The sequence below is a fragment of the Mesorhizobium silamurunense genome, from assembly GCF_014843905.1.
Lineage (GTDB): Bacteria > Pseudomonadota > Alphaproteobacteria > Rhizobiales > Rhizobiaceae > Mesorhizobium > Mesorhizobium silamurunense.
The window spans coordinates 16,228-28,832 of the sequence record NZ_LPVS01000102.1 but is presented as its reverse complement, the minus strand read 5'-3'; the positions used below and the strand labels follow the sequence as shown (position 1 = coordinate 28,832).

General features: G+C 63.9%; 15 protein-coding genes. 5 read left to right on the top strand and 10 right to left on the bottom strand.

Annotation, left to right across the window (positions count from 1 at the left end; translation table 11 throughout):
- Nucleotides 1–121: 121 nt before the first annotated feature.
- Nucleotides 122–490, bottom strand: coding sequence for a winged helix-turn-helix transcriptional regulator (locus tag AU465_RS30100; RefSeq protein WP_192256168.1), 369 nt, complete (start codon nt 488–490; stop codon nt 122–124).
- Between the two features lie 90 nt (nt 491–580).
- Here AU465_RS30100 and AU465_RS30095 point away from each other — a divergent pair, with 90 nt between their 5' ends.
- Nucleotides 581–1,186, top strand: coding sequence for an NADPH-dependent FMN reductase (locus AU465_RS30095; RefSeq protein ID WP_192256166.1), 606 nt, complete (start codon nt 581–583; stop codon nt 1,184–1,186).
- A gap of 117 nt (nt 1,187–1,303) precedes the next feature.
- Here the strand turns inward: AU465_RS30095 and AU465_RS30090 are convergent, their stop codons facing one another.
- The gene (locus tag AU465_RS30090) at nt 1,304–1,795 is read right to left on the bottom strand and encodes a winged helix-turn-helix transcriptional regulator (RefSeq protein WP_376774921.1); all 492 of its coding nucleotides are present in this window, start codon (nt 1,793–1,795) and stop codon (nt 1,304–1,306) included.
- On the opposite strand from AU465_RS30090, the gene AU465_RS30085 reads away from it, so the two are divergent.
- The gene (locus AU465_RS30085; RefSeq protein ID WP_192256162.1) at nt 1,794–2,771 is read left to right on the top strand and encodes a quinone oxidoreductase family protein; all 978 of its coding nucleotides are present in this window, start codon (nt 1,794–1,796) and stop codon (nt 2,769–2,771) included. The two genes, AU465_RS30090 and AU465_RS30085, sit on opposite strands and share 2 nt — an antisense overlap.
- Before the next feature lie 9 nt (nt 2,772–2,780).
- Here the strand turns inward: AU465_RS30085 and AU465_RS30080 are convergent, their stop codons facing one another.
- From AU465_RS30080 to AU465_RS30060, 5 genes are all read right to left on the bottom strand, one after another.
- Nucleotides 2,781–4,094, bottom strand: coding sequence for a hemolysin family protein (locus tag AU465_RS30080; protein ID WP_192256159.1), 1,314 nt, complete (start codon nt 4,092–4,094; stop codon nt 2,781–2,783).
- Between the two features lie 161 nt (nt 4,095–4,255).
- Nucleotides 4,256–4,963 (bottom strand): LssY C-terminal domain-containing protein, encoded by a 708-nt coding sequence (locus tag AU465_RS30075; protein WP_192256157.1) that lies wholly within the window; start codon nt 4,961–4,963, stop codon nt 4,256–4,258.
- Nucleotides 4,964–5,034: 71 nt separating this feature from the next.
- Nucleotides 5,035–5,859, bottom strand: a complete 825-nt coding sequence (locus AU465_RS30070) for an extensin-like domain-containing protein (RefSeq protein ID WP_192256155.1) — start codon at nt 5,857–5,859, stop codon at nt 5,035–5,037.
- Between the two features lie 102 nt (nt 5,860–5,961).
- Nucleotides 5,962–6,834, bottom strand: a complete 873-nt coding sequence (locus AU465_RS30065) for an extensin-like domain-containing protein (protein ID WP_376774920.1) — start codon at nt 6,832–6,834, stop codon at nt 5,962–5,964.
- Nucleotides 6,835–6,958: 124 nt separating this feature from the next.
- Entirely contained in the window at nt 6,959–7,384 is a 426-nt protein-coding gene (locus AU465_RS30060; protein ID WP_192256151.1) for a DUF3775 domain-containing protein, read from the bottom strand.
- A gap of 182 nt (nt 7,385–7,566) precedes the next feature.
- Here AU465_RS30060 and AU465_RS30055 point away from each other — a divergent pair, with 182 nt between their 5' ends.
- Entirely contained in the window at nt 7,567–8,100 is a 534-nt protein-coding gene (locus AU465_RS30055; protein ID WP_192256149.1) for a tetratricopeptide repeat protein, read from the top strand.
- A gap of 269 nt (nt 8,101–8,369) precedes the next feature.
- Nucleotides 8,370–8,843: a transcription elongation factor GreA gene (gene greA / locus AU465_RS30050; protein WP_040970906.1), complete on the top strand. Its 474-nt coding sequence runs from the start codon at nt 8,370–8,372 to the stop codon at nt 8,841–8,843.
- Between the two features lie 2 nt (nt 8,844–8,845).
- On the opposite strand, the gene waaC is transcribed toward greA, so the two are convergent.
- Genes waaC through rfaD form a run of 3 tightly spaced genes read right to left on the bottom strand, consistent with a single transcriptional unit; the run spans nt 8,846 to nt 11,747 of the window.
- Nucleotides 8,846–9,820 carry a lipopolysaccharide heptosyltransferase I gene (gene waaC, locus AU465_RS30045; protein WP_192256147.1) on the bottom strand — a complete coding sequence of 325 codons (975 nt, stop codon included), beginning with the start codon at nt 9,818–9,820 and terminating at the stop codon, nt 8,846–8,848.
- Nucleotides 9,817–10,824: a lipopolysaccharide heptosyltransferase II gene (waaF, locus tag AU465_RS30040; protein WP_192256145.1), complete on the bottom strand. Its 1,008-nt coding sequence runs from the start codon at nt 10,822–10,824 to the stop codon at nt 9,817–9,819. The genes waaC and waaF overlap by 4 nt, the downstream gene beginning before the upstream one ends.
- The gene (gene rfaD / locus AU465_RS30035) at nt 10,797–11,747 is read right to left on the bottom strand and encodes an ADP-glyceromanno-heptose 6-epimerase (RefSeq protein ID WP_192256143.1); all 951 of its coding nucleotides are present in this window, start codon (nt 11,745–11,747) and stop codon (nt 10,797–10,799) included. Before rfaD ends, waaF begins: the two co-directional genes overlap by 28 nt.
- 192 nt (nt 11,748–11,939) lie before the next feature.
- On the opposite strand from rfaD, the gene AU465_RS30030 reads away from it, so the two are divergent.
- A complete protein-coding gene (locus tag AU465_RS30030) occupies nt 11,940–12,572 on the top strand; it encodes a LysE family translocator (RefSeq protein ID WP_192256142.1) in 633 nt (210 codons plus the stop codon).
- Nucleotides 12,573–12,605 lie beyond the last annotated feature (33 nt).

The window sequence follows — 12,605 nt, the reverse complement described above, 5'->3', positions numbered from 1 at the left end:
GTGGGCATGACACGGCAGCCGAACATCGGCGGACGCCATCAAAATTGAATGCAGGATGCAGGCCTGACGCGAGCGGGTTGCCTTTCCGCGAGAACCCGAAATCCCTTGCGTCGCAAGGATTTCAGGCCTTCTGGCCGTCGAATTTCGCGCGCGCTGCTTGAACTCGACTGGTGTTCTTGCGCGCCCATTCGCCGAGCGCCCCGACTGGCACCAGCAACTCGTGGCCGAGCTCGGTAAGCTCGTAGTCGACGCGCGGCGGAATGGTCGGAAACACCTTGCGCGTCACGAAGCCGTCACGCTCCAGGCCGCGCAAGGTGGTGGTCAGCATCTTCTGCGAAATGCCACCGACGGCCGTGCGCAATTCGTTGAAGCGCATCGCTCCGCCGCCCAGCTTGCCGACCACCAGAACGGTCCATTTGTCGCCGACCCGTTGCAGGATCTCCGACACGGCGCGGCAGTCCTCGGTGTTGTGGGGGTGCCTCAGTAACAAAAACGTGCCTCCTTGCGTGCGGCTTTGTCAGTATCACATATAGCGCCGGTATCCAAACGATACCAGAAATTCCCCCGCAAGGAGAGCCCAATGTCCAAGCCCAAAATCGCCATTGTCGTCGGTTCGACGCGCGCCGCCCGCTTCGCCGACGTGCCGACGCAGTGGATCGCCAAGATCGCCAAGACGCATGCCGACATCGATGTCGAAGTCGTCGATCTGCGTGACTTCCCGCTGCCCTTCTTCGACGAGGTCGCATCGTCCGCCTGGGCGCCGTCGCAGAACGAGGTGGCGCAGCGCTGGCAGAAGAAGGTCGCCGAGTTCGACGGCTTCATCTTCACCGCCGCCGAATACAATCACGGCCCGACCGCGGTGCTGAAGAACGCCATCGACTACGCTGCCAACGAATGGAACAAGAAGCCGGCAGGTTTCGTCGGCTATGGCAGCGTCGGGGGCTCGCGGGCCGTCGAGCAGCTCCGGCTGCATGCCGTCGAGCTGCAGATGGCGCCGGTCAAGTCGGCCGTCCACATCGCCTGGGGCGATTTCCTGGCGGTGCGCCAGGGCGAGAAGAAGCTCGAGGACATCGAGCACCTCAACCAGGCTGCTGCCGCATTGATCAATGATGTCGCCTGGTGGGCGAAGGTCCTGAAGGCGGCTCGCGCCGCCGATGCGATTGACGCCGAAGCCAAGGCGGCTTGAGCCGTCGCAGCAGGATCATCCTCCCGAGATTATCCTCTCAAGATCATTTCCCAAGGGCGGCGCTTGCGCCGCCCTTTTCAATTCGCGGAGGCTTGAGCGGCGCTTGCGCCGCCCTTTTCAATTTGCGGAAGCCTGAGCCGCCTGCCTTGGCCTGATGATGCAGTCGGCAAGGCGCTCGCGCTCGTTCAGTTCGTCCGCATGGTGCTGCCCCCACTCGCAAAGCGCCAAAAGGATCGGCTCGAGGCTGAGGCCGAGAGGCGTCGCGGAATATTCGACGCGCGCCGGGATTTCGGCGAAGATCTCGCGGCTGACCAGACCGTGCTCCTCCATCTCGCGCAACTGGTCGATCAGCACCTTCTGGGTGATGCCGGGCATAAGCGCCTTCAGTGCCGAGAGCCGGCGCGGGCCGTCGAACAGATAGTAGAGGATCACCGCTTTCCAGCGGCCGGAGATCACCTTCAGGGCACGCTCCGCCGGCAGCATCGGCAGTTTCTTGATTGTGCGGGCCATGGTCACCTCCTGGTGAGCAGCGGACAAATCTGTGTGTAGCGGCGAGAACGCAGATAGTGGCAAAGCGCGCCCGATGCCATAGCGATCGGAGCCTGCCATGAAAGCCGTTCAGTTCAGCCGCTTCGGCGGTCCCGAAGTGCTGCAAGTCGTCGACATTCCGGAGCCGTCCGCTGGCGCCGGGGAGGTCCTGGTCAAGGTTGCAGCCGCCGGCATCAATTTCTTCGAGGTGCTGATGCGGGCGGATCGCTACGCGGTCACGCCGAGCCTGCCGATGTTCCCCGGCGTCGAGGCCGCCGGCACCATCGAGGCTGTCGGCGAGGGCGTGGACCCGCGATTGCTGGGAAGCCGCGTGGCGGCGCCGCTCTTTGTCTCGGAGCGGCCTCTCGGCGGTTATGCCGAGTATGTGACGATCGACGCCAGCCTGGCCGTGCCGTTGCCGGATACGCTGTCCTTCGAGGAGGCGACGGCCTTGATGGTGCAAGGGCTGACGGCCTTCCATCAGCTCAGGCAAAGCCCGCCCGCGAACAAAGCGGTGCTCATTCCAGCCGCCGCGGGCGGCGTCGGTTCATTGCTCATCCAACTGGCGCGAGGGCAGGGCGCCCGCCGGATCATCGCGCTGGCCGGCGGCAAAGCCAAGCGTGACTTCGTCCTGTCGCTTGGCGCCGATGCCGCCATAGATCATCAGGTGCCGGATTGGGCGGCCGAGGTCGGAGATGTCGCGAAGGGCGGCGTCGATACGATCTATGACACTGTCGGCGGTGCGATAACCGAGGATTTCCTGGACGTGCTGTCACCCGGCGGCGAACTCGTGTTCGCGGCGCTCGGTCGTCTCGCGCTTGGGGTCGCTGAATTGGAAGCGATGATCGGCCGGAACCAATCGCTCAAGGGCTTCGCGCTGCTGCCGCTTTTGACTCCCGGCGTGCTGAAGGCGAGCCAGTCCGAAGTTTTCAAACTGGCGGCGAGTGGCCAACTGCGGGTGACAATCGGCGGCCGTTTTTCGCTCCACGAGGCCGGCGACGCGCATCGCTTGATCGAGGAGCGCCGTTCGACGGGCAAGGTCGTGCTCATTCCATAAGGTTTGAATCTATCGCCGCGCGATCGGGCGATGGCCGTCGGGCAGTCGCGTTGCGATCAGCTTGTCGATACGGCGGCCGTCGAGGTCGACCACCTCGAAGCGCCAGCCTTGCGCGTCGACGCATTCACCGGTGGTGGGAAGGTGATGCAGATGCGACAGCACATAGCCGGCCACCGTCTCATAGTCGCGGTTCTCCGGCAGATCGATGCCGAGTGTTTCGGCCATCTCGTCGGCCTGCATGTAACCGGCGAGCAGCCATGAGCCGTCCTCCCGCTTGACGGCGTTTTCTTCCTCGCCGGCCTCGAGGTCCGAGCGGAAGACGCCGGTGATCGCTTCCAGCATGTCGGCCGGCGTGACGATGCCCTCGAAATGGCCGTATTCGTCATGGACGAGCGCCATCGGCACGTCCGATTCCTTCAGCTTCGCCAGCACGTCGAGCGCGTCGGCCTGGTCATGCACGATAGGCGCCTCGCGCACATGCTGGCGCGGATCCAACACCCTGCCGGCGAGAAGGGCGGCCAGCACATCGCGCGTCTGCACGACACCGATCATGGCGTCGACATTGCCGTCGCCTGCGGGCAGCCGCGAATGCTGCGTCTCCATCAAGAGCCGCCTGATGGCCGCCTCGTCGGATTGCAGGTTGATCCAGTCGACCTCGGTGCGCGGCGTCATCACGGCGCGCACCGCGCGGTCGCCAAGCCGCATGACGCCGGCGATCATGCGCCGCTCGTCGGATTCGATCGTGCCGTGATGCTCGGCCTCGGCGACCAGCATCTTGATCTCCTCGTCGGTGACCTTCTCTTCCGTCTCGCCGGTCTGCCCGAGCAGCCAGAGAATGGCGCGGCCGGAAATGTCGAGCAGGAAGACCAGCGGCGCCGAAACGGTGGCAAGGATGGTCATCGCCGGTGCGGCGCGGACCGCGACCCGCTCCGGATCCCTCAACGCGATCTGCTTCGGCACGAGCTCGCCGACGATCAACGAGGCATAGGTGATGATAGCGACGACGATGCCGACCCCGATGGGATCCGCGATGTTCTCACGGATGCCGGTCGAGACCAGATACTGCGCCAACCGCTCGCCGAGCGTGGCGCCGGAAAAGGCGCCGGACAGCACGCCGACCAAGGTGATGCCGATCTGCACCGACGACAGGAACTTGCCGGGGTTGGAACCGAGCGCCAGGGCGCGACCGGCGCCCCTGACGTTGCGGTCGATCATCGCCTTGAGGCGGGCCGGCCGCGACGAGACGATCGCAAGTTCGGACATTGCCAGAAGGCCGTTCACCAAGATGAGGACGGCCACGACGGCGATTTCAACATAAAGCATAGGCGGTCAATAGCATTGCTGCAGCGCATTCGAAAATAGTCCGCCGCTATTTTTGGAGCATGACAATTTTTTCAAGCACAGCGGTTTCAGGCGACATCCCAGGGCGGCGCCAGCCGTTCGGCAAGATCGTCATCACAATGGCCTGAGTCTTACAGCCTCGGTCAGGGCAGCCTCCTCAACACGCCGATTACCGCCATGCCGTCGGTGAAATAGGGATCGCCGCCGCCATTCCTGCCGTCTTTCGTGGCGCCGATCCCCGGTATCTCGCTGGTCGAGACCAGCATGCCGGCAGCATCGAGGTCGCCGATCAGGAAGTCGCGCTCGGCGTCGATGTCCGGGCCGATGTGATGGGTGATCGCGCCGGTGTCGTGACTGAGGCCGACGCCGCGGTCGAAGCTTGCGGCGCCCAGCCAGAGCGGGCGGCCATCGTCGCCGACCGTATTTGTCTGCCAGAAGCGGACGTGGTAGCGCCGGTCGGCGCTGTCGCCGACCGGCTTTTCGAAGGCGAGATCCTGGGCGCGGCCTTCGAACAGCAGGCGGCTCATCGGCGCATCGGGATAGGGACGGGAAAACAAGACGCTTTCGCCGATGTCGATCGCGGTCCGCAAAGTGACGGCATCGGCCGTGTCCCAGCCGGCGACGGCAAAGGCGTGGACCACTTCCTTCTCGGTGCCGACAAGTCCGACATTGATCGGGTCGCCCGGAATCCCCTGCGGCGTATGCGTCACCATCTCGAAGCGCTGCGTGCGGAAGCCGCGCTCCCGCCAGGTCCAGAATTCCGGCGCGGCGAGATAGGCAAATGCCAGATAGAAGGCGCAGAAAGCCGCCAGCCAGATCGCCGCGCGCCGCCGAAGGCTTCGCTCACTCACGAGAGACCGCTCCCCAAGCTTGTATCAGGCCACTCTACGCGGCGTTCAGCGGATTGGGCAGAGGATGCCAGTTAGCGGCAGGCGCGGTACCCGCTCCTGCGGTTCTTGACGTCGAAGTGGAAGTGGTTGCGGTGGTCGTAATTGTAGCCCGGGCCGAGCACCGTGTTGAAATACTGGCAGCCGTCGGCGCGTACATTGTTGAGGAAGCCGCGGGTGCGGAAGGCGAACAGGCCTGGCTTGCGCACGTCGATGTCGTCGCCATTGTTGAGCTCGATGCTCATGACGTCGAGCGCGTTGCCCTTGCCGTGTTCGGATAAGACGCCCTCGCCGGCGATGTTGCGGCAGGAATAGCTCGACCCCTGGTGGATGGCCTTGACGCCGGAGAAATAGCGCCAGCGGGCGGCCGGCACGAGCTCGTTCCTAGTCCAGGCGGCAAAGGTTGCGGCCATGTTGCAGGTCAGCGTGGCGGCGGGCTTCATCTCGACGCTGCCGATGGCCGAAACTTTCACCGGGAAGTCGATGCCGCACTGGCCTTCGTGGATCGGCTGAATGTCCTGGTAAACGACGCCGAGCCGTTTCAGCTCATTGCGGCAGTCGATCTCGCTCGCCGGCATCTGCTCGGGCGATGACATCGGCTCATCCATGCGCGGATAGGCGGCCTGGGTCATGTAGGGGTTGGACGGGACAAGCCTCTGCATGCCGGAATATTGCGGAGCCTCGGGCACGGCGGCGGTCTGGCTGCCGACATCGACAGCAGGCTGCAGCGAGAAGACGTCGCCGGTGGTGCAGGCCGAGACTGCTGTGATCGCGAGCCCTGCCGCCAACCTGGCGGCGGCGAAGCTCGCACGAGTGTTCAGTCGCGCCAAGGCGAGGCTGGCGCCAAATATTCGAGCCATCGAAAGGCATCCTGTCCCCGGATGGCACAAGTCTAGTCGGCAAGAGTAAAGGAAAGATCAGCGCCGGCATTCACGCCTGGGGCCGAATTGCGGCATCTGTTCTTATTGGCAGAACGTCCCGCCGTGGCGGCGCGGCTCGAGGTCTAGATGGAAATGCAGCGCATGGTCGGGATCGCTGCCCGGACCGAGTACCGTCTTGAACGGTCCGCAGGCGGCCTTGCGAACCGTGTTCAGGAAGTTTGCATCCTTCTCGGGCGGCGCCGGTCCGATCTCGATCTTTTTGCCGTCCGTCAGCGTGAAGGAAGCTATGTCCAGCGCATTGCCGAAGGCGTGCTCCGACAGCTTTTCGCCACCGTGGCGCGGACGGCAGACGAAGGCGGAGGCCTGGGTGATCGATTTGAGATCGGCGCCGAATTCGGCCTTGACGGCCGGCCGGATGACATCGGCGGCAAAGCGCGCCGCAGCCTCGGCCATCCGGCAATTGAGCTCAGTGCCGGAACCGATGCCGATCGATTTTCCCAGCGTTTTCAGAACGATCGGGTAGGGGATCGAGCAGCCGATTGCGGCATCATGCTCGGCCTTGTGTTCTTCGAATTCGACGCCGAGCGCCTTCAGCCGCGTGCGGCAGGCCACCTCTTCTTCCGGCATCTTGTCGGCTGGCAGTTCAGCGGAACGCGGATCGGGAGGCACTTCCGCCTGTGCGGGCTTCTCCGGCGGCTTCGGTGCGGTGGCAGGCGGTTCAGGCGCCACTTCGGTCGGCTTTTCCGGTGGCGTCGGGACGGCTGCCGGCGTCTGCGGTTCGAGTTCGGAATCTCGATCAGGCTCTTCAGCAGGGCGCGGCTCGGGAATCGGCGCCGATGCCGGCGCCTCCGGCGACGGCGTCGCACTTTCGCTGGCCGGCGCCAAATGGCTCTTATGCGGCCGGTGATGGTGGTGCCGGGCCATCGCCGGCGTGATCAGCAAGGTTGCTGCCACCAAAGGCAGCACCAGTCTGCAAAATCCGGAAAAGCTCAGCGTTGCCATCGGCCGGAAACGGCGCCGGCAATGCAAGGTTGCTTTGGAAGCCCCGGCGCTGCGATCAAAATCGGTTACCGGCCCGTTACGCGCCGATCGCCTCCAGGCCTTCCTCCAGCCAGTCTGCGAGTTGCGGCAGTCCGAGCAGGTACTTTGCGGTGCGTTTGTTGGCGCGCTCGCGCGCGGCCGCAACCGCGTCGATCCATTCGGAAGCTTCGTAGTCGCCGCGGCCGACCCAGGCCAACGCCACGAGTTCGGCCGCCTCATCGACGTTGAGGTCGTTGATCAGCTCGCGGAATTCCTCCTCGGTGAGGTCTTCCGAGGCTTCCTCGACAAGGCCGTCATGGTGATGGTTGTCATGCCTGTCGCCGTCGAATTCGACCTCGTGCTCGGTGCCGTCGTCATAGTCCTCGTTGACGGCGGCACTCAGCGCCTTGGCCTTCAGGATGAACAGGCGCACCGTGTCCGGGTCGATCGAAAGATCCCATTCCTTCTCGAGGCGCTGCTGCACTGCCCTTTCTCCTCGTGGTGCGCTCGACTGATGATAGCGAATTTGCGGCCCGCGTCACGTCCGTTCGCAAGGAACAGGACGCGCTCCCGAAAGTCCAAATAGTTTGGCCGCCGCCAGCTTTTCGGGATGAAACCGTATCGAGGTGGCGTTAGTCTGCCATTGTCACGCTCAAGGAGGCTTAAATGCGCAGACGTTTGCTTATTCAGGTACTGGCTGTTGCCGCCCTGCCGCTGTTTGTGGCGCCCGCCTTCACCGCCGGCGAGGGTGGCGGCAGCGGCGGTAAGACCACGCAGTGCAAGAAGGGCGAAGTCTGGGACAAGAAGAAGAAGAAATGCGTAACGCCACAATATGGCATGCTGGATGACGACAGCATCTACGAGGCGGGCCACGATCTGGCGATGGCAGGACGCTACGACGAGGCGATCTCGGTGCTGACGCTCGCCGCCAACAAGCAGGATCCGCGCATTCTCAACTATCTCGGCTATTCGCATCGCCATTCCGGTCGCGTCACGGTCGGCCTGGGCTACTACGAGGAAGCGTTGCGCATCGACCCGAACTACACCTTGGTGCGCGAATATCTCGGCGAGGCTCACCTGCAGATCGGCGATCTTGCCGGCGCGCAGCAGCAGCTGATGGAGATCGAGAAGCGGACCGGCAAAGGCTCGCGCGAATACGGCATGCTATCGGAGCAGATCGATCATTTCCTGAGGAGCTGATCCGACGACCAGCTTCCCAAGCCGGCTGCGAACAATCGCAGCCGGTTTTTTGCTGCTGCCGCATTCGCCGCCAGGCGATCAAGCGAAAGCAGTGATCATTTTGCCGAACTTCATTTTTGGACGTGAAAATCGCGCGAAGATCGCTATATTCAGGGAAATTGTGGTGAAACGGTTCCGTTAGCCCGAGGCTGCCGGACCGTTTTCTTTTTGTACCCAACGACAAGGCTATCCCCGAAAAGCGGGGATGGCGGCAGGAAAGGTCAGGCATCATGATCAAGGTCCCGATGACAGGCGAGGGGTTCGCGTCATTGAAGGAAGAACTGCGCTGGCGCCAGCAGGAAGAGCGTCCACGCATCATCGAGGCGATCTCCGAAGCGCGCTCGCATGGCGACCTGTCTGAAAATGCCGAGTACCACGCGGCGAAAGAGTCGCAGAGCCACAATGAAGGCCGCATCAACGAGCTCGAGGACCTGATCGCGCGGGCCGAGGTCATCGACGTCACGAAGCTCAGCGGCGACAAGGTCAAGTTCGGCGCCACCGTCGTGCTGGTCGACGAGGACACCGAGGAAAAGAAGACCTATCAGATCGTCGGAGACCAGGAAGCGGATGTGAAGTCCGGCCGCATCTCGATCTCCTCGCCGATCGCGCGCGCGCTGATCGGCAAGGAAGTCGGCGACGCCATCGAGGTCAATGCCCCCGGCGGAGCGCGGGGGTATGAGATCGTCCAGGTGCAGTTTATTTAGGCCTAGACTGGCGCTTCCGATCTAAGCGCCAGCAGCCGTTCCGCTTCAGTCATCACCTCAGCCGGCGTGACATTGCCGCCGGCAGGCGCCAGCAAGGTCGAGGAAAACGGCCCGCGTGGGCCGGTCAGGCCGGGTTCCGTCGCCAGGAAGATGGCGACGGTCGGCAGGCCGAAGGCGCTGGCGAGATGGCTGAGGCCGGTGTCGGCGCCGATGACGAGCGTCGACCGGCCGAGTATCGCGGCGATCTCCGCGAGCGGCGATTTCTGGATCAGCACCGTTTTCGGCACCGCGCCGGCGATGGCTTCGGCGAGCCGCTTTTCCGCTTCGTTCGACCAGGTGACGACCGGCGTGAATTGCCTGGACACCAGCCGGCGCCCGGTCTCGATCCAATCCTCAACCGGCCATTTCTTGTCCTCTCGGCTGGTGCCGTGCAGCAGGAAAGCGGTTCTGCCTTCGACGCCGGGAAGTCCATCTGCCGGCGGCACTATGCCGGAGTCGAGGACCGAAAGATCAGGCTGATAACCCAAGGCCAGGCCGAACAGCCGCCGCGTGCGCTCGATGGCATGCAGGTCGCGCGGCACCGCGTATGTGCGCTGATAAAACAGCGTCGCCGAGGGCTCTCGGGCGCTGGAACGGTCGAAACCGGCGATCGGCGCGCCGGCCAGCCTGGCGACCACTGCCGATTTCAATAGCCCCTGGGCGTCGATGACCAGGTCATAGTGGCCGGTTCGCAAGCCGCGGCGCAGGCCGGCCACCTCGCGCCACGTGCCGCCGTCGAACGGTTTCTTGCGCCAGCGCCGGATCGCCACCTTGTGGATGGACTTTATTGCCGGATGCAAGGCGACGATGTCCGCAAACGCTTCTTCGACGCACCAGTCGAAGCTTATGCCGGGGCGATTGCGCAGCGCATCCTCGACCGCCGGGAACGTGTGGATGACATCACCCATCGACGATGTCTTGACGATCAGCACCTTCATGCGGCTGCCGGAACCTTGAGCAACCGGTCGGCCGCGGCAGCGACCCGCGCGACGTCCAGCGTCTTCAGGCAGTTGAGATGGCCGAGCGGGCAGACCTTGCTGTGGCAGGGCGAGCAGGAAAGATGCAGCCAGATCAGCTCCGAGCGATCGGTCAGCGGCGGCGTGTTCTCGGGCGACGTCGAGCCGTAGACGGCGACGATCGGCGTGCCGACGGCGGCCGCGACATGCATCAATCCGCTGTCGTTCGAAACGGCAAGCTTCGCCGCGGCGATCAGGTCGATGGCGTCCTCGAGCTTTGTCCTGCCGGCAAGGTCGATGGCGCCCGGCGCGAGCCTCGCGATCTCGCCGGTAACCTCGGCGTCGTTCTTCGAGCCGAGCAGGGCAACGCCCAGGCCCTTTGCCATCATTTCGCGGGCAAGCTCGGCATAGTGTTCGCTCGGCCAGCGTTTTGCCGGGCCGAACTCGGCGCCCGGCATCAAGGCGATGAACTGCTTCGCGTCGAGCCCGAACCGCGCCAGCAGGTCGGCCTGGTTGGCCGCATCGACCGTGAGTTTTGGCGCGCGAAACGTGCCGCCGCGGGCAAGCCCGAAATAGGCCCGTGCCGTGCGCCGCTTCACCGCATCGGGCAGCGGAACGATGTCGGTCAGCAAGCCGTAGCGCATTTCGCGCAAATTGCCGACACGGCGCGGAATGCGGGCAAAGAACGGGATCAGCGCCGATTTCCAGCTCCCCGGCAGCACATAGGCCATGTCGTAGCGGCCGCGCAGCAAGCGGCCGAAGCGCCTGCGGCTGCCGAATTCCAGCGCTCCGGGCATCAGCGGGAAATCGATCTGGCAGCGTATTTCGGGCATGCGCTTGACCAGGGGCGCTGCCCAGGCGGGCGCCAGCACGTCGATGGCGGCGTTCGGATGCTTTTCCTTCAGTGCCGCAAACAGGCACTGCGCCATGACCATGTCGCCCACCCAGCGTGGGCCGATCACGAGGATCGTTGGGCTTTCAGCCATTGGACATAGTCTCTAACGCCGGTTTCGACGGTCCGGAATTGGCCATTGTAGCCGGCCGCGCGCAAGCGGGACATATCAGCCTGCGTAAAACTCTGGTAGCTGCCCTTGAGATGGTCGGGAAAGGGGATGAACTCGATCTGGCCTCGGCCCAGCGTGTCGATCACCGTTTCGGCGATGGCGCGGAACGGCTGGGCCCGGCCGGTGCCGCAGTTGAATATGCCGCTCAAGCCCCGCTTCCAAAGCCACAGATTGACCTCGGCGACATCGCCGACATGGATGAAGTCGCGGCTTTGTTCGCCCGGGCCGAAGTCGCCATAAGCACCGAACAGCTTCGGATTTTCGCCTCGCGCCACCTGGTTGAACAGATGGAATGCGACCGAGGCCATGGCGCCCTTATGCGACTCGCGCGGCCCGTAAACGTTGAAATAGCGCAGGCCGGCAACCTGCGAATGATCGGTATCGAAGACGTTGCGGCGGACATAGTCGTCGAACAGCTTCTTCGAATAAGCATAGACGTTGAGCGGCCGCTCGAATTCGGGCTCTTCGCGGAACTCGCTGCCGCCGCCATAGACCGAGGCCGACGAGGCATAAAGGAAAGGCACGCGCAGCGCGAGGCAGGCGTGCAGCAGGCGCTTCGAATAAGCATAGTTCACGTCCATCATGAACTTGCCGTTCCATTCGGTTGTGGTCGAGCAGGCGCCCTGATGGAAAACGGCTTCGACGCGGCCGATTCCGCCGTCCTCTAGCCGAGCCAGAAATTCGTCCTTGTCGAGATAGTCGGCGATCCGAAGGTCGGCCAGGTTGGCGATCTTGTGGCCGTCGGTGAGATCGTCGACGACCACGATATCGTCATGCCCCTCGGCATCGAGCGCGGCGACGATGTTGGAGCCGATCATGCCGGCGCCGCCCGTGACGATGATCATGAAGGCCTCTGGTTTCGCTTATCGATTCCGGTCCTTATAGGGGAGGCTGGCAGGAGTGTCGATAAAGCAGGTCAAACACCTGCAGTGCATCCGTTCGGCCACAGTCGCGCCGCAAAGCTCACGCTTCCTCGCGCGAGCCGGCCACCCGGGCGAAGTGCCGGCAACCGACGGGGTCGCGACAGGAGCAAGGCAATGCCATCGACCGAACTGCTTGTGGCCTTTTTCGTCACCACGGCGATCTTTGCCTACATTCCTGGTCCGGCCATGCTCTATGCGGCGGCGCAGACCATTGCGCGCGGACGCTGGTCGGGGCTCACCGCTGCTCTCGGCATCCACCTTGGCGGCTATGTGCATGTTCTTGCTGCCGCGACCGGCCTGTCCGTGCTGTTCCACGCCGTGCCGCCGCTTTACCTGGCCGTCAAACTTGTCGGCGCGCTCTACCTGATCTGGCTCGGCGTCTCGCTGTTCCGCGCCAAGACCCAAGGAGACGGGACGCTCCCGGTCATCGAGCGAAAATCGGCCCGCCGCGCCTTTTTCGAGAGCATCACGGTCGAGGTGCTCAATCCCAAGACAGCGATCTTCTTCATGGCGTTCCTGCCGCAGTTCATAGATGCCTCGGCGACTTTTCCGGTTTGGCTGCAGTTCGTGGTGCTGGGAACCATCGTCAATCTGATGTTCTCGTCGTCCGACATCGTTTGCGTCTTGCTGGCCGGCACGATGATCGTGCGGCTGCGCCGCTCGGGCCGCGCACAGCGCCTGATGCAGCGCGCGGGCGGCGCTGTGCTTGTCGGTCTCGGTGTCCATGTTGCCTTGCAAAAGAGCTGATCCGTCCGCCGGCCTTGGCCGTGCGCGCGTCGG